This window comes from Oleiphilus sp. HI0066, from assembly GCF_001635725.1.
Genome location: NZ_LWFH01001245.1, coordinates 1 through 16,819, shown reverse-complemented (window position 1 = coordinate 16,819; position 16,819 = coordinate 1). Strand labels below are relative to the sequence as shown.

The 16,819-nt window shown below is 44.6% G+C and carries 14 protein-coding genes and 1 pseudogene; 5 read left to right on the top strand and 10 right to left on the bottom strand.

Going from position 1 to position 16,819, the window contains the following annotated elements; all coding sequences use genetic code 11:
• From A3738_RS17960 to wecC, 4 genes are all read right to left on the bottom strand, one after another.
• Window positions 1-1,180 (bottom strand): glycosyltransferase family 4 protein (locus A3738_RS17960; protein WP_068474541.1); only part of this gene is annotated, 1,180 nt, incomplete at its 3' end.
• Between the two features lie 2 nt (window positions 1,181-1,182).
• A complete protein-coding gene (locus A3738_RS17955) occupies window positions 1,183-2,874 on the bottom strand; it encodes a heparinase II/III family protein (RefSeq protein WP_068474538.1) in 1,692 nt (563 codons plus the stop codon).
• Between the two features lie 9 nt (window positions 2,875-2,883).
• Window positions 2,884-4,023, bottom strand: coding sequence for a non-hydrolyzing UDP-N-acetylglucosamine 2-epimerase (gene wecB, locus A3738_RS17950; RefSeq protein WP_068474535.1), 1,140 nt, complete (start codon window positions 4,021-4,023; stop codon window positions 2,884-2,886).
• Window positions 4,024-4,054: 31 nt separating this feature from the next.
• Window positions 4,055-5,260, bottom strand: a complete 1,206-nt coding sequence (gene wecC / locus A3738_RS17945) for a UDP-N-acetyl-D-mannosamine dehydrogenase (protein ID WP_068474532.1) — start codon at window positions 5,258-5,260, stop codon at window positions 4,055-4,057.
• A gap of 152 nt (window positions 5,261-5,412) precedes the next feature.
• Here wecC and A3738_RS17940 point away from each other — a divergent pair, with 152 nt between their 5' ends.
• Together A3738_RS17940 and A3738_RS17935 are read left to right on the top strand one after the other, a co-directional pair.
• Entirely contained in the window at window positions 5,413-6,372 is a 960-nt protein-coding gene (locus A3738_RS17940; RefSeq protein WP_068474530.1) for an SDR family oxidoreductase, read from the top strand.
• Between the two features lie 51 nt (window positions 6,373-6,423).
• Entirely contained in the window at window positions 6,424-6,987 is a 564-nt protein-coding gene (locus A3738_RS17935; RefSeq protein ID WP_068474528.1) for a sugar transferase, read from the top strand.
• 462 nt (window positions 6,988-7,449) lie between these two features.
• Here A3738_RS17935 and cysC read toward each other — a convergent pair whose 3' ends face one another.
• Window positions 7,450-8,076 carry an adenylyl-sulfate kinase gene (gene cysC / locus A3738_RS17930; RefSeq protein WP_068474526.1) on the bottom strand — a complete coding sequence of 209 codons (627 nt, stop codon included), beginning with the start codon at window positions 8,074-8,076 and terminating at the stop codon, window positions 7,450-7,452.
• 38 nt (window positions 8,077-8,114) lie between these two features.
• Window positions 8,115-8,525 carry a hypothetical protein gene (locus A3738_RS17925; protein ID WP_156502781.1) on the bottom strand — a complete coding sequence of 137 codons (411 nt, stop codon included), beginning with the start codon at window positions 8,523-8,525 and terminating at the stop codon, window positions 8,115-8,117.
• Between the two features lie 335 nt (window positions 8,526-8,860).
• Between A3738_RS17925 and A3738_RS17920 the strand changes: the two genes are divergently transcribed.
• The gene (locus tag A3738_RS17920; RefSeq protein WP_156502780.1) at window positions 8,861-10,750 is read left to right on the top strand and encodes a nucleoside-diphosphate sugar epimerase/dehydratase; all 1,890 of its coding nucleotides are present in this window, start codon (window positions 8,861-8,863) and stop codon (window positions 10,748-10,750) included.
• Window positions 10,751-11,049: 299 nt separating this feature from the next.
• Here A3738_RS17920 and A3738_RS17915 read toward each other — a convergent pair whose 3' ends face one another.
• Both A3738_RS17915 and A3738_RS17910 read right to left on the bottom strand, forming a co-directional pair.
• The gene (locus A3738_RS17915; protein WP_156502779.1) at window positions 11,050-11,526 is read right to left on the bottom strand and encodes a DUF6231 family protein; all 477 of its coding nucleotides are present in this window, start codon (window positions 11,524-11,526) and stop codon (window positions 11,050-11,052) included.
• An 8-nt stretch (window positions 11,527-11,534) separates the two neighbouring features.
• The gene (locus A3738_RS17910; protein ID WP_068477881.1) at window positions 11,535-12,968 is read right to left on the bottom strand and encodes a PLP-dependent aminotransferase family protein; all 1,434 of its coding nucleotides are present in this window, start codon (window positions 12,966-12,968) and stop codon (window positions 11,535-11,537) included.
• Between the two features lie 258 nt (window positions 12,969-13,226).
• On the opposite strand from A3738_RS17910, the gene A3738_RS17905 reads away from it, so the two are divergent.
• Entirely contained in the window at window positions 13,227-13,484 is a 258-nt protein-coding gene (locus A3738_RS17905; RefSeq protein WP_082878547.1) for a DUF1127 domain-containing protein, read from the top strand.
• A 148-nt stretch (window positions 13,485-13,632) separates the two neighbouring features.
• A complete protein-coding gene (locus tag A3738_RS17900) occupies window positions 13,633-14,445 on the top strand; it encodes a DUF1338 domain-containing protein (protein ID WP_068477883.1) in 813 nt (270 codons plus the stop codon).
• Between the two features lie 31 nt (window positions 14,446-14,476).
• On the opposite strand, the gene A3738_RS17895 is transcribed toward A3738_RS17900, so the two are convergent.
• On the bottom strand, window positions 14,477-16,525 hold the full coding sequence (locus tag A3738_RS17895) for a diguanylate cyclase domain-containing protein (protein WP_068477885.1): 2,049 nt from the start codon (window positions 16,523-16,525) through the stop codon (window positions 14,477-14,479).
• 14 nt (window positions 16,526-16,539) lie between these two features.
• Window positions 16,540-16,819, bottom strand: a pseudogene (locus A3738_RS31230) (hypothetical protein); the annotation flags it as partial.

The following is a 16,819-nucleotide window of genomic DNA, read 5'->3' as shown; positions in this document are numbered from 1 at the left end:
AGCTCGATTTCAATATACGAAGAATATCTTCTGCTAGTCGCTTACTTATGCTTGAACGTTTAAATTTATCAATGAACATTGTTCTTCGGCTGTTGCATAATTCGAGGGATCGAACAGCAATTCTTGCTTCTTTCGAATTTGTAGGCGAGAAAACTTCGGCATTAGACACTTCGTTGTCAATAAACTCTGCCGCATACCCAGCTACTCCCGCCAAAATCGGCTTTCCCGTGGCCGCGTATTCGAAAATTTTTGAAGGAAGTACTTTTTCAAAGGCTTTGCAGTCATTTAGGTGCAAGAAAAGTATATCCGCTTTTTGGTACTCTTCGATTAATTCTTTGCGTTGAACTGGTTGTGTGAGTTCAACGTTTTCAATGTCTGCAATGCTTTTTTCTAAAGCCTGTTTACGTCCCCCGTCGCCGATAATTTTAAAATGGTAATTTGACCCGAGGGCTTCAGCTAACTGAGGGATGATGAGGTGAAGGCCTTGGCCTTCGCCAATGTTACCAGCATAAAGGATAGTGATTGGCCGATGTTCCTGTTTTCTCGGGTTTGCTTGAGAAGTTAGGCTTTTTCTTGCGCTGATAAACTCTTCATCGATTCCGTTGGTAAAAAACTGATAGCGAACGTTTGGGTAGCGCTGCTCAAAATAATCTCTAAACCCGCCCGATACGAGGTTGATAGTTTTCGCTTTTGAAAAACTGTAGTTCTCTATTGTATTGAGCACTGGCTTTGCAAAAAAAATGATCTTTTTCGGAATAAGGTCTTCGAGTGTGTCGACGAAAATATCTCGAATATCTAGGTAGTAGGGTATTTCTCTACTTCGAGCAATCCGCGCTGTTAAAAAGGCAGTAAATAGGCGAGAACTTGTACCGTAAACAACATCAAAATTGTGCCCTTTAATAATATGCTGTGCTTGTCGGTAAAAGTGAGTAAAGGCCTTGGCTTGGTCAAGCATTCCGCTTTTATGGGGAGGTAATGCAATACGGTGAATTGTGATGTTACCTTGCTGTTCTTGTGCAGGGGCTTCTGCTGCAAAGCTTGCGTAGCGATTAGGTAAGGTCGTTATAACAGTGACTTCGAGGCCTTCTATTTTCTTGAGTTCTTCAACGAGTGCGGTTGACCGGAATGAGCCAGCACATAGGTCCGGCGTAAAATAAAATGAAAGGAATAGTAGCTTCAAGATTAGTTCTCGCTTTCGAACTCAATTACTGTGATGTGGCTGTTTTTGCTCATTTTTACTGCGATGCTTTTGTTTGGGATGCTCATTCCAAAATAAGGGTGCCAAGTGCCTTCTTTAACCTTGATCATATCTTCAGTTTTTATAAGCATACTTTTTTGATTGCTGACCCTAGTATCTGAATCAATAACTAGTTTGACTAAGTGAGGGTTTAATTTTTCGATTTTTACTTCAGGATGAAAATGAAAGTAAATGGTGCCTTCGCACGTTTTTTTATCGACCTTTTTAGATGAGCGTTTAAAAATATCCTCAATTATCAAAGCGTGCTCATCAAGCGTTAATGTTCGTTGATGTTCGCCTCGTTCATTTTGATTGCCTAGCTGTTTATAGCCATTGTGCGATGCTTTTAGACTAAAGGATTCGTTGCTAGAGCTCGCGTTGATTAATCTGCCATAGGCACGTTTGGCGACCCGAAAACCGTCCCAGACTTCAGACGAGCTTTGTTGGTTAAATTCCACTGTTGAGTGGGCTGGCGTTTGCCGTTGTCGCAACCGCTCTTTTCCTGCCCCATACATCGATGTGCCGGAGTTAACGATTATTCTCTGTTGCTTGTATGAGTATTCGAAGCTCAGCGTATCTGCATGTGCATGGCCTGGTAAATAGTCGGGCCCAACGTTTCCATGATCCAACAGAATAATGCGATCATCTTTTTGTAATCGGCTGTAGCCGCTTTGTTCAAATGTTGTGATGCCCTGTTCGATTGGTTGATGTGTTATCCCTAGTCGCTTTGCAAACGAAAATATATGTTCAACAGGGGGGGCAATACCGAAGGCGGCATCGTTAAAAAAGCTAATGTCCCCGTCAGGGTGCGTCATCCCTTCAAGATATGTCAGAGCTTTACTTGCGACTGCTGTCCATTGATCTAGATGTGCGTTTAGTTTTGCGTTGCCGCTTATATATGAGAGTTCTATTAGCTCCAATAAGTCATTTAGCAGTATGCAGTGATACATGGGGCTTAACTCAAAATGCCCTCCATCACTAAGAAATTGCTCTTTAGTTTGTTGTTCTAATATCTTTAGCCCTTTATCTAGAAAGCGTTCTGTTTGTGGAGTTTTTAAATAAGCTCCTGCAAATACGAGCGCTTTTGCATTTGCAAATAGATGATTGCCTAAGATGTGGTATTCAAGCTGTTGACCAAGGGCTTCGGTTTGTTGCTGTAGGCTTGCGTCGGCAGTCTCGTTCTTTCGTTCTTGCTTTGACAGCCATTTAACCCAGTTGACGATTCGAAGCGACAAAGGGTAGGGCTCCCAGCCATTACCTGAGCAGGCAGGATTTTCATTTATCCATCGTTTGATTAGAACTTCGTGTTGATTGTATCGTGTCTGCGAATCTCTGGCATTGAGATCGTCAAAATAGTGCAGGTTGTACAGCCATAGCTTGGCTAGCGTTGGATTATTCCAATCGCTTGTTGTGCTGATAGTGTGTGTTTCGTTCAAAAAGCCGAAGGTGTTTGCATCAAGCATGGATGGCTCTAGAAATTCAGGCCCTTCCCAGCGCCATTCTTGGGAATCAACCTGTTTGTAGTATTCAAGCGGCTTAATGTTAGGGCGTTTAAAGCGATAGTAGATCCGATAAAATATCTGCTGCCATTGTAGGTACTTGATAGTGTGGTAGTAGAGATAGGCTTTGTTGAGCATTTGAACAAGTTAAGGCGTAATGACGCTGTTAATGGCGTGATTTATTCGGCTTGCCGCTTCCCCATCTCCATAAGGATTATGCGCTTCAGACATCACTTTATATGTGCTTTCATTGCACAAAATATCGGAGGTGTTTTCGATGATTTTTGTGGGGTCTGTACCGACTAGGCGAACGGTGCCTGCCTCAACGGCCTCTGGCCTCTCGGTCACTTCACGTGTGACGAGCACCGGCTTACCGAATGATGGTGCTTCTTCCTGTATGCCGCCTGAGTCAGTAATCACCATGTCGCATTTGTCCAATAGCCAAACGAAAGGCAGGTAGTCTTGTGGCTCGATCAAAAGAATGTTTTCGCAACCGCCTAAAGCTTCTTTTACCGGCTTTTGAACATTCGGGTTTAGGTGAACAGGGTACACTAAAAGCCAGTCAGGTTTTTCAGTGGCAATCGTTTTTAAAGCGGTGCAAAAATCAATAAAACCTTGCCCGAAGTTTTCTCGTCGGTGGCCGGTGATCAGAATAAAGCGCCCAGGCTTAGCCGCTATTTTGTCAATACAGTGCGCCGGAAGCTTCGGTGCCCATTGCTCGGGCTTGTAGTTTTTGATCTTTTCTCTAACAGATAACAGTGCATCAATCACCGTGTTACCTGTGACCAGAATTTTATCTTCAGCGATACCTTCGTTGAGCAGATTTTGCTTGGCTGTTTCGGTGGGTGCAAAGTGTAGGCTTGCAATGCGCCCGACTAGCGAGCGATTCGCTTCTTCAGGAAAGGGGGCGAGCATGTTACCTGTGCGAAGACCTGCTTCAACATGGCCAACCGGAATGTGTTGGTAAAATGCGGCAAGCGCGGCTGAAAAGCAGGTTGTTGTGTCGCCATGCACAAGTACTAGATCAGGCTTGCACTCTGAAAGTACGTCTCGTAAGCCAAGAAGAACGCGACTGGTGACGTCGTATAAATCCTGATTGGCTTTCATGATGTCCAGATCAAAGTCGGCAGTGATTTCGAAGAGCTCCAGAACTTGATCCAGCATCTCGCGATGCTGTGCAGTAACGGCCACTAGGCTTTCTATTTCCGGGTTGGCTTCTAAGGCTTTAACGACCGGCGCCATTTTGATGGCTTCCGGGCGTGTGCCAAAAATACTGAGTACTTTCATCGCTTCCTGCTTAGTAATTTTTTTACGCTATTTATTTAATAATGCCGCGCGTATCAATGATGATCTTTTCGCTGAGCTTTGTTGCAGAGAGTGTTTTGAACTGTTGATGGTCAACCAATACCAAAATGATATCGGCATCTTCAATCGCTTGGTCAAAACCAAATAACTCAAAGCTGGCGTGTGTTTTTATATTGGGTTCGCAAACACGCAGTTCACCAATGTTTAGTTCTTGTAGTTTCTCGACAATTTCTACCGATGGCGATTCTCTAAGGTCGTCCACATCTGCTTTGAATGCCAAGCCGAGGCAGGCAATAACTGGTCGCTTAAAGCGCTCAGCCTTTTCTCTAACCTTGCTAATGACCCACTCGGGTTTATGATCATTTACTTCACGTGCGGTTCGAATCAGTTTGGCCTGTTCAGGGTTGCGATGGATAATGAACCACGGGTCTACCGCAATACAATGTCCGCCAACCCCAGGGCCTGGCTGTAAGATGTTTACTCGAGGGTGTCTGTTCGCAAGCGAGATTAGTTCCCACACATCGATATGTTCTTGATCGCAGATGAGTGAAAGCTCGTTTGCAAAGGCAATGTTCACATCGCGGAAGGAATTCTCTGTAAGCTTGGATAGCTCCGCGGTTTTGGCGCTTGTTTCAAGTACCTCGCCACTTACAAATTCTTTGTAAAACGTTGCAGCAGCATCGGTCGATGCCTCGTTGATTCCGCCAACAATGCGGTCATTCTGAACCAGTTCAATCAGTATGCGCCCTGGCAGTACTCGCTCAGGGCAATGGGCAACAAATACATCGCCTTGGGTGTCGTGCCCAGCTTCGCTGAGGATTTTCGCAACAAGATCTGTTGTTCCGACCGGGCTTGTCGATTCAAGAATGACCAGATTGCCAGACTCAACAAACGGAGCAATGTTGCGAGTGGCTTGCTCAACGTAGCTTAAATCTGGCTCGTAGCCCTCTTTAAATGGGGTCGGCACAGCGATAATAAATACGTCTGCTTTGCAAGGCTCAAGACTCGCCTTGAGATTCCCGGAATTAACTGCTGATTTAACCAGCAAATCCAAATCTGGCTCGACTATGTGAATTTTTCCTTGGTTTATCGTTTCAACTACTTTGGGAGATACATCCACGCCAGTAACTTGATAGCCCTTAGTGCCAAGAAGTGAAGCTGTTGGAAGGCCTATATAGCCTAAGCCCATGACGCAAACTGACCTGAATTCCTTTTCCATAATGCCCTTGTTCACTCTGATTTTTATGTAAAAAGTATACGTGCTGATTACAGTGTTTTGTAAAGCAAAACAGTTACGGATTATTTAGGAGTTATTCGAAGGTGTTTTCGCAATAATCTTGTGTAATTAAACGAATTAGTTGGATAATTTTTTTGAAAATTTTACTGACCGGAGCAAGTGGCTTTTTAGGTAGCCGATTTGTAGTTCAATCGAATGGTTTGGATCTAGTCGCTTGTGCGAGAAGAAGTGATTCCGATTCGTTTCAGTCGGTTGGCGACATTAATAGTCAAACGGATTGGCGAGAAGTGCTAGGTCGTGGTGGTCATGGAGATGGCACTGGCGTGGATGTGATCATTCACTGCGCTGCACGCGTTCATGTGATGAATGATGATGCGCAAGATCCTTTGGTTGCGTTTAGAGTAGTTAATGTAGAGGGTACTGCGAATTTAGCTCGACAGGCCGCTCAAGCCGGAGTAAAGCGGTTTATCTTTTTAAGTTCTATTAAGGTCAATGGCGAGTTTTCTGGAGAGGTGGGCTTTGCCTCGGATGATTCTCCTGCCCCTGAAGATCCTTACGGTATTTCAAAAAAAGAAGCGGAAGAGCTGCTAAAAGCGATTTGTGCCGAAACGGGTATGGAGTACGTGATTATTCGCCCCCCCTTGGTTTATGGGGCGGGTGTTAAAGCGAACTTCTTTTCAATGTTAAAGTGGGTATCGCGCGGTGTACCTTTGCCTTTGGGTGACATTAAAACGAATAAGCGTTCTTTGGTGTATGTCGATAACTTGGTTGATTTAATCAAAACGTGTATTGAACACCCTGCGGCGGCAAATCAAACATTTTTAGTTTCGGATGATGACGATGTTTCAACACGCGAGTTACTTGAGCGTGTTGCAAAGGCGCTAGGAGTGAAAAGCCGTTTGTTGCCTATATCTCCCTCTTGGCTGGGCTTTGCGGGTAAGTTACTTGGCAAAAAAGATGTAGAGCAGCGTTTGTGTGGCTCTTTGCAAGTCGATATTGCGCATACCAAAAAAACGCTCGGCTGGAAGCCGCCTTACTCAATGGAAGATGGTTTGCATAGAACGGCTGAGTGGTACAAACAGCAAAACAAATAGTGTATGTTCTTTTAAATATTATCTTGCCCTCGTAATGTTGGTTGTTACTAAATGAATTCCCCTCTTATTCGTATTATTGATTTTTTCGCTGCGCTCTTTGGTTTGTGTGTTGGCTTCCCTGTTTTGTTACTTGTGTATGTGCTGGGTCTGTTTGTTACCGGCTCACCGGTATTTATTCAGGAACGGGTGGGTAAGAACAAAAAGCCCTTTAAGCTTATTAAATTCCGAACCATGAGTGTCGCAACTGAGTCGGTTGCGACGCATTTGGTGCAGGCGAGTTCGATTACCAAACTTGGTGCGTTTTTGCGCAAAACCAAACTGGATGAATTGCCGCAGTTAATTAACGTACTTAAAGGCGAGATGAGTTTTGTCGGCCCACGACCTTGTTTGTTTAATCAGGAAGAATTGATTGTCGAGCGTGAAAGGCGCGTAGTATTGGATGTTCGCCCTGGCATTACCGGGTTGGCACAGGTGAATGAGATTGATATGTCGACGCCTGAGTTATTGGCGAAGTGGGATGCTCGAATGATAAAAGAGTTTAGTTTGGGGATGTACTTTAAGCTAATCTTGCAGACAGTAACCGGTGCAGGGTCTGGCGATCGTGTTAAGGAGTAGTTCTTTTTGCTTGGGAGGCAATTGACCCTGCATGATTCAGACTAGCATCTTTCGCTTTGCGATTCTTTCTTTCAAGTCCGGGGTGACAGGGGGGCAGATGGCAAGGCGGTAGATTTTGGTCAACAATTTAACCCCGGTGCAAAAGCTAAGCCGTTTAGCTTTGTTCTTCTAACCGATTATCTCTTTGTAGGATATGTCTTACAAACTTTCAGAGATCTCCTATATTTCTGCGTTTAAAAAATCCTTAGTATACACAGTCATAGGGATAGCGAAGACAAACGGATTTGTTGCAACTGTCAGGTACGACTGTCGTGAATGGATGGCTGAGCCACCCGCCCCTATTTCTTTTTCTTCTCAAGTACTACTCTTTCTTTTGAACCTAAATAAGCGCAGAAATATACGCATGTTGATCTAGCTTAGATAACTTTACTAGACAATCAGGAAGGTCTCTCTTAACTAGCTTTAGGCTAAGTCTTGCGTTTGTTGAGGTTTATGCGTGATAAAGCCGCGTTGTTCTAGGTAGTTGAGTAGTGTCTCTGTGCACGTATTAATATCATGTTTATGGGTGTTCAAAGTAACTTCAGGTGCCTGAGGTGCTTCATATGCCGAGTCTATTCCAGTGAAGAATTTGATTTCTCCTGCGCGGGCTTTTTTGTACAAACCTTTTGGATCGCGTTCTTCGCAAACACCTAAAGGCGTGCTGATGTGTACCTCAATGAATTCATTGTCTGAGAACAAAGAGCGCACCATATTGCGATCACTTCTAAATGGCGAGATGAATGCCGACATCACAATTAAGCCTGCTTCGGTGAAAAGCTTTGATGCTTCGCCGATTCTACGAATATTCTCAATGCGATCCGCATCTGAAAATCCGAGGTCTTTGTTTAACCCGTGGCGAACGTTATCTCCATCGAGCAAAAAGGTATGATAACCGCGTTGAAACAGAGCGTGGTCTAGTGCATTGGCGACGGTTGATTTGCCTGCGCCACTCAATCCGGTGAACCATAGTAAGCAAGGTTTTTGATTCTTTTGACTTGCCCGTCGTTCGGCGCTTACAGCTTGATTGTGCCAAACAATATTGTTGTCCATTCTGCATCCTTACTTTTGATCATTGATATGAGTGTAGATTACTCAATTCGATAGCTTTTGTCTTTTGCCGCCCAGGTCTTTTGATAAAGTCTGAGTGCTTTATCACCAAATCTATTACTGATCGAAATTTGTGGCCATAAATCGTTCCAATGCGGGTTAAGCGTCTCGACCATTTTTTGCAATGTAGGCTCGTCTGTCGCTCTTAACGCTTTACAACGCGTATTTGCTGTTAATCGGTCGCGATACTCCTCGTAGTAGACTAAATCATCAATACGCTCAATCGGGAAGCCGTTGGCATTGAAATTATTCGCACGTGAAAAGCGAATGCTCGTATATAAGCAGTTTGATTGTTTTACGGTGAGCGAGTGCGTGTACTTTCGGGCGAGAATATAAACGTAGGTGCGAGCCATTACTTCCTCCGTGTAGGCTTTGAATAGTGTTGCTTGCACAAGGCAATTCCATGCAACGGGCCAAAGAATAACCAATCTACTTAGAGTGCACAAACTAGCTTTTACTATGGTTCGCTTTATGACAAACTGATGCACGTTATTCACAATAAAAATTAGCTTCTGGCGATAAAAATTAACGCCCTTTATGCTCGACAGCTCAGCGCTCGTTGACTATATAAAAGTAAAAACAGGGCGCGAAAGATGCCTCAAGCAGTCATTGGATGTGATTTAGGGATAAGCAGGACGTGCTAAAAAACCTTCTTTTTTTACCTCGTTATCAAAAAAGACTCGTTTCATTGCTCATAGATTCCATCTCGCTACCTATAGCGATATGGATGGCATTTAGCCTTAGACTTGATGTTTTTTATGTGCCAACTTCTGGTGCGATTGTCTTAGCGATGTGCGTCACCGTTGCATGCAGCTTATTGGCGTTCACGAAGTTTGGCTTGTACCGCGCGGTGATTCGTTACATGAGTAATCATGCTATGAAAGCAGTGGTAGCGGGCGTTAGTGTTTCTGCTTGTGTACTTGCGCTTTCAGCGTTTGCTCTGCAAGCCGAAATGCCCCGTTCTGTGCCGGTGATTTACTGGTGTTTGGCACTAGTGTTTGTGGGTGGCTCACGTATGACTGCGCGATCATTAGTACATACCTCGATGGTGCGCAGTAAAGAGCGCATTGTGATTTATGGGGCAGGAAAATCTGGCTTACAGCTCAGCTCAGTATTGTTTCATAGTAAAGCGATGCAGCCGGTAGCATTTATTGACGACGATCAAAACCTTCATGGCACGGATCTAAATGGTATACGTGTACATAGCCCCGCGAACTTGCCAAAAGTATTAGCCAAATATGGGGCCACCAAGGTCTTGCTTGCTCTTGGTCATGCGCCACGTTCACGTAGAAGTTTGGTGATTCGTTTTCTAGAGCAATACCCTGTTGTGGTGCAAACCATTCCTGCGATTAACGATGTGGTGTCTGGTAAAGCGAAAATCGAAGAAGTACGTGATGTCGATATCGAAGATTTACTTGGCCGTGATGAGGTTGCGCCCGATCGTCAATTGCTAGCTGAATGCATCAGTAAAAAGACGGTCATGGTCACAGGTGCAGGCGGATCAATTGGATCAGAGTTATGCCGTCAGATTGTGCGTTTGGCTCCGCTAAAATTGCTTCTTGTTGAGTCTTCTGAATATGCCTTGTATGAGATAGAGCGTGAGTTAAAACGCTATATGCTCAAAAAAGATCTGAACATTGAATTGCATGCAGTAGTGGGATCTGTTCAAAAGCAGCGTCGCATGGCACAGGTGATGCGCAGTTTTGGAGTTGAAACGGTTTATCATGCTGCTGCATACAAGCATGTGCCTTTAGTTGAGCAGAATGTTATTGAGGGCATTCGCAATAATGTATTTGGTACTTGGCATGCTGCTGAAGCGGCCATTGAAGCCAATGTAGAAACCTTTGTTCTTATTTCGACAGATAAAGCGGTTCGACCAACCAATGTGATGGGCGCATCGAAGCGCTTGGCAGAGTTAGTGTTGCAAGGTTTGTCGAAACGCCAAGCCGGTACGCGTTTTTGTATGGTGCGTTTTGGCAATGTGCTTGGCTCATCTGGTTCTGTCGTTCCCTTGTTCAGAGATCAAATCAAACAGGGCGGGCCGGTTACCGTCACACATCCTGATATCACTCGTTATTTCATGACCATTCCAGAAGCCGCACAACTTGTATTGCAAGCAGGCGCAATGGGTGAGGGCGGCGATGTGTTTTTGCTGGATATGGGGCAGAGCGTCAAGATTAATGATTTGGCCGTTAAGCTTATTCGTTTAATGGGGCTTGAGCTGAAAGATCAATCGAACCCTGACGGAGATATTGCGATTGAGTACTCTGGTTTGCGTCCGGGCGAGAAGCTTTATGAAGAGCTTTTGATCGGTAATGAGCCGATGCCTACCGCGCATTCGCGTATTATGCGTGGCCGTGAAATATCGCTTGCTTGGTACGATGTGAAGGTACTGCTTGATCGTATCGATTTGCTTTGCAAAGACTTTGATTGTGAGGCTGTTCGAGAGGTCTTAATGATGGCTCCGCTTGATTACAAGCCATCAGATTCTTTGAGTGATTTGGTCTGGAATAAAACCTATACCGATATGCCAGGAACCTCTATGCAAGAGCGTATGCGTGATTTGCAGATGCCTGCGAATGAAGGGGATACCAGTTCGAATATCTCTAATGGGTAGATCATTGTAGAGATCCTAAATGTGCACGTACTTCGTTCGCTGCTTCAGGATGACGTCGACACTAAATATTGGGGTCAGAGTAAAAGGACTCTGACCCCAACGACCTCCTCTGACTCCGGCCAATCTGTGTCACCCTGGCTTATCCTTTTTGTCATCCCGTTTTTCCCCTTTTCGTCATCCCGTTTTTAAAACGGGATCTCATGGTTGGTTTGCTGAGTTAGACCCGAGATCCTGAATGTGCGCGTACTTCGTCCGCTGCTTCAGGATGACCATGATATTTTTATCCTTAATACATCGTGCTACCAACGATATTTATTAAAGTTCTCTGGATTCGCCCAGAAACGTGAATTATTCCATTCACGCTTTTTGTTGTAGCTGGCAATGTCATAGCTATAGACGGTCAGTCCACTTTCATCTTGTTCTTCTCTTTTGAATCCTAAACTGAGCATGTCGCTAAAGGATAGTGTCGACTCTCCATTGCAGAGAATAAGCATTTTTGCATTGAGATGGTTTCTTAGAACGCCAATAACTTCTATTGCTTTGGAATGTTCGAGCTGATTCAAGTTTTCACCGAGAACGATCAAATCGACATTTTTCACTTCATCTGGGCTTAAATGTAAATCACGCATTTTCGATGCAGGAAGAGCTTGTATGACGCATTGAGCTTTGGCATCTTTCAGAATTTCTTCGATCTGAGATGAGGCGACCAGAACATGGTTTGGCTTGATCTCTTCGAGAATATGCATCATGCAAGAAAGTGCGTTATTCGTAGTCATGCGTCTATCTAATCTTTATGGTTGAGTTTGTCTTGTACGAGTGAGCCGAGCAATGCGATGGCTTCTTTTCGCGCTGGTGTCCAAGCTTTTGAATAGCACAGCCGTATCGAGCTTTTAAACTTATTTGCGTTCGATGAAAAAATCTCTCCAGGAGCAACAATAATACCCTGTGCTTTGGCTTCGAAGTACAGCTCTGTGGCATTTAAGCCTGCGGGCAATTGAAGCCACGCGACATAACCACCTTGAGGGGAGGATAAGCGCACATCACTTGGGAAATGTTCACTAATCAGCTTGAAAAAGTGGTCGCGTCGGCCGCGGTAGGTATCGCGCGCAAGACGAAGGTGTCGATCGAAACTAGAGCGGTTAAGCACCTCAGCAACCGCCATTTGAGGTAAACAGAACTGGTTTGATGCGCTCAGAAATCGCTGATATTCGACCTCTTGCATATATCGCCCCGGCATTATCCATCCTAAACCTAATTGTGGTTCGAGCATTTTTGAGGCAGATGAACATAGAAGCACACGATCTTGTGTATCATAGCTTTTTACCGCACGAGGGCGCTGATGCGTATAGCCAAGCTCTCCATATATATCGTCTTCAATAAATGAAATTTGATATTGGTTGATCAGCTCAACAAGGGCTTTCTTTGCCGTTTCAGGCATCTGTGCCCCGAGCGGATTATTGAAGTTTGGTACGCCAAGCACGGTTTTGATGGGCCATTGTTCAAGCGCTAGTTGAAGTGCGTCAATGCTCATTCCTGTTTTCGGGTCAGAAGGGATCTCAATGACCTTTAAGCTAAGCGATTCAACTAACTGCAGTAGGCCGTAATAACAAGGGCTTTCCACTGCCACAATATCGCCTGGCTTGCACAGCGCTTTGAGGCATAAACCAATCGCGCCCTGACAGCCAGAAGCAATGATAATATCGTCTGCGGTAACAGATACATGCCCGTCTGCTGAGCGTTGCGCCAGCATGCGACGAAGCTGTTCATCACCCTTATGGGTGCAATATCCTTGACCTAAAAAGGGCGTACTGCGAACAAGCTGCCCAAAGCTCTTTTTGAGTTGTTGAATAATAGGGAAGTCCGCCGCAGGTGATGCAGCGCCAAAGCTTATCGCCCCTGCCATTGAGGATGTTTGCATTACGTCCATTACGAGTTGTGATGTGCTGACTAGCTTTGGTGTTACCGAGCCATGCTTGAGTTGAGGTGCCTCAAAAGCTTGCTTTAAGGGTGTTTTGACGTAATAACCTGACTTAGGCCTCACCTCGATTAAATCTCTATCTTCGAGTAAGTTATAACTCATCAATACCGTTGAGACACTTACACTTTGCTGTTGCGCGAGCTTACGCACTGACGGGAGCTTTTCGCCATTTGTATAGATGCCTTGACGAATCTGGTCATCAAGGTTGTCGGCTAGGCGCTGATAAATAGGATTACTCATAACAGTTTCTATTTTTTATGGATATACATAACAGATTGGCTCAGTTTAAAGGAAACAGATTCCGTTTTTCAACAAACTGTTATGGTTAAAGGTTTTATTTTTGAATCTGTTTTGTTTTTGCTTGAAGAACTAATCTTACTCCCATGCCGTTGTAATTGTCTCGTGCACTTATCTCATTCACTTATTGAAGAGAGGCGATGACAGCAACAATTTTTCTCCAATGGTTTATTAGCGAATTACAGATAGAGGAGTTAGATCATGAGATTATTCGTGAACGGATACCTAATATTATCAGCATTTGAGCGCGTACTTTCTGCGAGAGCTGTCGTTCGTATTTTCAAATTGACTCAGCTTAGGCTGCAAAGTAAGCGACTATTAGAACTAGTCAGTTTGTATGCGCAGCGCACCCAGCAACGTAGGCAATTAGCGCATCTCGATCAACGAGCATTGTCAGATATTGGGTTATCTCACGCTGATGCACTGAATGAGGCAAATAAGCCATTCTGGAAAGAATAGGGTTCGGCTTTGCGCTCGTTCGCATATCACTGAAAACAACGCTAAATTTAAGCTCTACTTCAAAGCTGCAACGCATTTAGTAGCTATAAGTAGTCAAAAGCAGCTAGAAGTAGCCATGTCAGTTATTCGATTTGTAAAAAGGAACGATATGAATATCGAGACCATGTTTTCAGAGTGTTGGGCAGCGTATAGCAAGTTAAACCCTAAGGTGCTCGAGATGCGAGCCTTGCTTGCACAGCATTCTTCTGGTCTGTTGAATGATCATATTGCACTGCGAACCCTCAAACACTCCGAGTTTGGGTTAGGCCAGCTCTGTGCGCCCTTTGAGGAAATCGGCTATGAAGTGAGAGAGCACTATCATTTCAAAGAAAAGAAGCTGGAAGCGGTGCACTTAGAACATTCAAATATCGCGGATGCGCCAAAGGTATTTATTAGCGAGTTGTTGCTCGAACAGTGCTCGCCAGAATTGCAGGATCTTATCTCTCGAGCATTAGTAGACCGTTATCAGCCAATATTGGATGCTTTGTTACCCGTGTCAGGGGTGTCGTGGGGCCAGCCTTCGTATTCGGTGTATCAGACTCTTTTACAAGAATCAGAGTATGCGGCGTGGTTTTATGTCTTTGGCTTTGTGCCAAACCATTTTACGGTGAAAGTGAATTCCCTCAGCGATGTGGATGGCTTGAATGATATTCACGTGTTGAATGCGTTTTTAGAAGATCACGGTTATCAATTGAATAGCGCGGGTGGAAAAGTAAAAGGAAGCCCAGAGATTTATTTGGAACAGTCATCCACTTTGGCCGACAAAGTATCTATTCAATTCCAAGAGGGGAAGTACGACATTCCGAGTGTCTTTTATGAGTTTGCGAAACGCTACCCTTTACCTTCGGGCGAAGAGTTTTCGGGTTTTGTAGAGGGCAATGCGAATAAAATTTTTGAAAGTACGAACGTTAGAAACAACTAAGTTCTAGTGATTGTTTAACAGATTTTTCTTATTATGAATCGATGCGATGCTTGTCGTCTTGAAAGATAACATAACGGTTTTTACCCGCTTCTTTCGCTGCGTACATGGCGGTGTCCGCGTCGCTGATTAACACATCAGGCGATGGAATCAAGGCGCTATGTACCGCGACGCCTATACTGGCCGAACAATGAATTTGCGGTTCTAGTACGATGCTAGAGAGCTGTTCAAGCATGCGTTCAGCGATGCGCTCAAGATCATAGCGATGGAAGTTGCGTACGATTAGCGCAAACTCATCACCACCCATTCTCGCTACAAAATCTGTATCACGGCTGCAATCTTTTAAGGTATTTGCAACCGCTCGAATCATCTCGTCACCTTTGTGGTGGCCGTAGGTATCATTGATCGATTTGAAATCATCTAAATCAACAAACATCACACCAAATTGATGGCTGTTGTCATGAAAATTAGCAAAGCATTTGGCGAGCTCTTCTTCAAATGCATGCCGATTGTGCAAGCTGCTCAAAGTGTCGTGGCGCGCAAGCCACGCTAATTCAGTCTCAGCTTCGATGCGCCCCGAAATGTCCACGGCAATCGATAATACTTGGCGTGAGCCTGTTTTTTGATTGATTAAAGGGGCGTGGCGCCAAGCCAGAAAACGAAGGTGTTGGTCATGTGTGATAACCGCAGCTTCGTGCTGAAATTCGCCGGAATCTGATTGTGAGATGTCTTTGACATGCTTGATGATGTCATCAAAGTTTTCGCTCGGGTCTAAGAGTTTTGCGAAATGCATTCCATTGAGTTTTTCTTGCGAGAAACCAGTTATTGATTGCGTGTAGTGATTTGTTTGACGGATATAACCATCGCCATCTTGAATAATGATGGCTGCGTGCATGGTATTGAATAACTGATTTACAAAGTCACGTTCAAGCTCTAACTCGCGACCTCGTTTTTCGAGTTCACTCGCACGGGTTTCGAGTTGCTCGCGCATGCTTTCTAACTCATCACATAGTCCCGATGCGGTGATACGTAGAATGTCTGCTTCGTCATTGACGAAGCGACTCGCACCCAGTTTATCGAAGTCTTTTTTAGCTTGCGCATAATTGCGGCTAGCCAGCGACGGAAGAATGTTCGTTGTGCGACGCAAGCGTGTCATTGGTCGCCAAAGCACCAAGAGTAATAAGCATTCCGCAACGATAAGACAAATCATCAGCATCCACCGCATGTTGGCAAGCGTGTGTTCAACAATCGCTTTTCCTTCGCTTACATCACGAATAGTTAGCAAGGTATTTTCGCCTAGTTCAAAGCTACGCATGTGGTAGGTTCGATCATTGACCTCAATGAAGTTTTCTTTGGCGCTAAGATCACTAAAGCGCAAGTCCGCTAGAGCTAGATCGATAATGTCGCGCGTTAGGCTTGGGTTAGTCAGCGCAACAAGGTTATGGCTCCATTCAGGTAGATGCTCGACATAGGTGTAACGTTCATAACGTTCAGATAACAAGGCTGTATTGATTTCGTTAATCTGATAGAACTTTAAAAGAACATTGGTCAAAGGTTCGCTCAGCGCGACGACACCCACCACATCGCCCTCGTAAAGAATAGGGGCGCCAGCGACAACATAACACTGCGCATTGCACTGCAGTCGCCAGTCATGCTGTTCTTTTCTGAGAATTGATTGCGCGAAGATCTGCTCGTTCATTTCGGCTGTTGTTGAAAGCTCAAAACCTTGTGCGTCGTAGAGCATGACTTTATCGATGCCGTATTCAATTTGCAGATTCCAGCTGAGATCAGATAGCGCATTTTCAATGGATTGACTGTTTTCAGTTGCCAATAACTTCGCGAGACCTTGGTTCCGTGCGGTGAATAAAGACAGCTGCGATATCTTTTGGCCTTCGACATCTAGCAAGGCTTGAAATTGTTTTTGATTGCGCTCGAAGATTGTATTCATCGCCACGTTGAACTGGCTAGATGTCGCATTAGTGAGAACCAATAAAACAAACACAAACAGCACCGCTAGTACGAGGCTAGTTAGGCCGAAAGCTTGCCACTTAATGCTAAATTGTGGTTTTTGTGTTTGTTTCAATGCGGTAGATCCTTTTACCAGCGGTAGGCAATTTGCAGCATGGCTGCGTGCCAATATCGATTGCGACTGATGTTCATGTTGTCGCGGTTAAATAAACGAGACCATCCGTCTATGTAATGCAGTTCGCCTCGGATGAGCCAATCTTCGCTCGGTCTCCATGTTTGACCGATATTAACATCTACAAAGTGTCCGCGTGGATCAGCAAAGCTGACATCGCGTTGTTTGTTGTAGTCATAACGTACATAGGTTTCGTGTTGATCACTCCAGCGATATAAACCCTGAATATAAAACGAC

Excerpts from the sequence above, each read along its gene's own strand:
- A3738_RS17935 (WP_068474528.1), top strand. The coding sequence starts at position 6,424 with ATGAATTCCCCTCTTATTCGTATTATTGATTTTTTCGCTGCGCTCTTT.
- A3738_RS17920 (WP_156502780.1), top strand. The coding sequence starts at position 8,861 with ATGGCATTTAGCCTTAGACTTGATGTTTTTTATGTGCCAACTTCTGGT.
- wecC (WP_068474532.1), bottom strand. The coding sequence starts at position 5,260 with ATGGAAAAGGAATTCAGGTCAGTTTGCGTCATGGGCTTAGGCTATATA.
- A3738_RS17915 (WP_156502779.1), bottom strand. The coding sequence starts at position 11,526 with ATGACTACGAATAACGCACTTTCTTGCATGATGCATATTCTCGAAGAG.
- cysC (WP_068474526.1), bottom strand. The coding sequence starts at position 8,076 with ATGGACAACAATATTGTTTGGCACAATCAAGCTGTAAGCGCCGAACGA.
- wecB (WP_068474535.1), bottom strand. The coding sequence starts at position 4,023 with ATGAAAGTACTCAGTATTTTTGGCACACGCCCGGAAGCCATCAAAATG.
- A3738_RS17910 (WP_068477881.1), bottom strand. The coding sequence starts at position 12,968 with ATGAGTAATCCTATTTATCAGCGCCTAGCCGACAACCTTGATGACCAG.
- A3738_RS17905 (WP_082878547.1), top strand. The coding sequence starts at position 13,227 with ATGAGATTATTCGTGAACGGATACCTAATATTATCAGCATTTGAGCGC.
- A3738_RS17900 (WP_068477883.1), top strand. The coding sequence starts at position 13,633 with ATGAATATCGAGACCATGTTTTCAGAGTGTTGGGCAGCGTATAGCAAG.
- A3738_RS17955 (WP_068474538.1), bottom strand. The coding sequence starts at position 2,874 with ATGCTCAACAAAGCCTATCTCTACTACCACACTATCAAGTACCTACAA.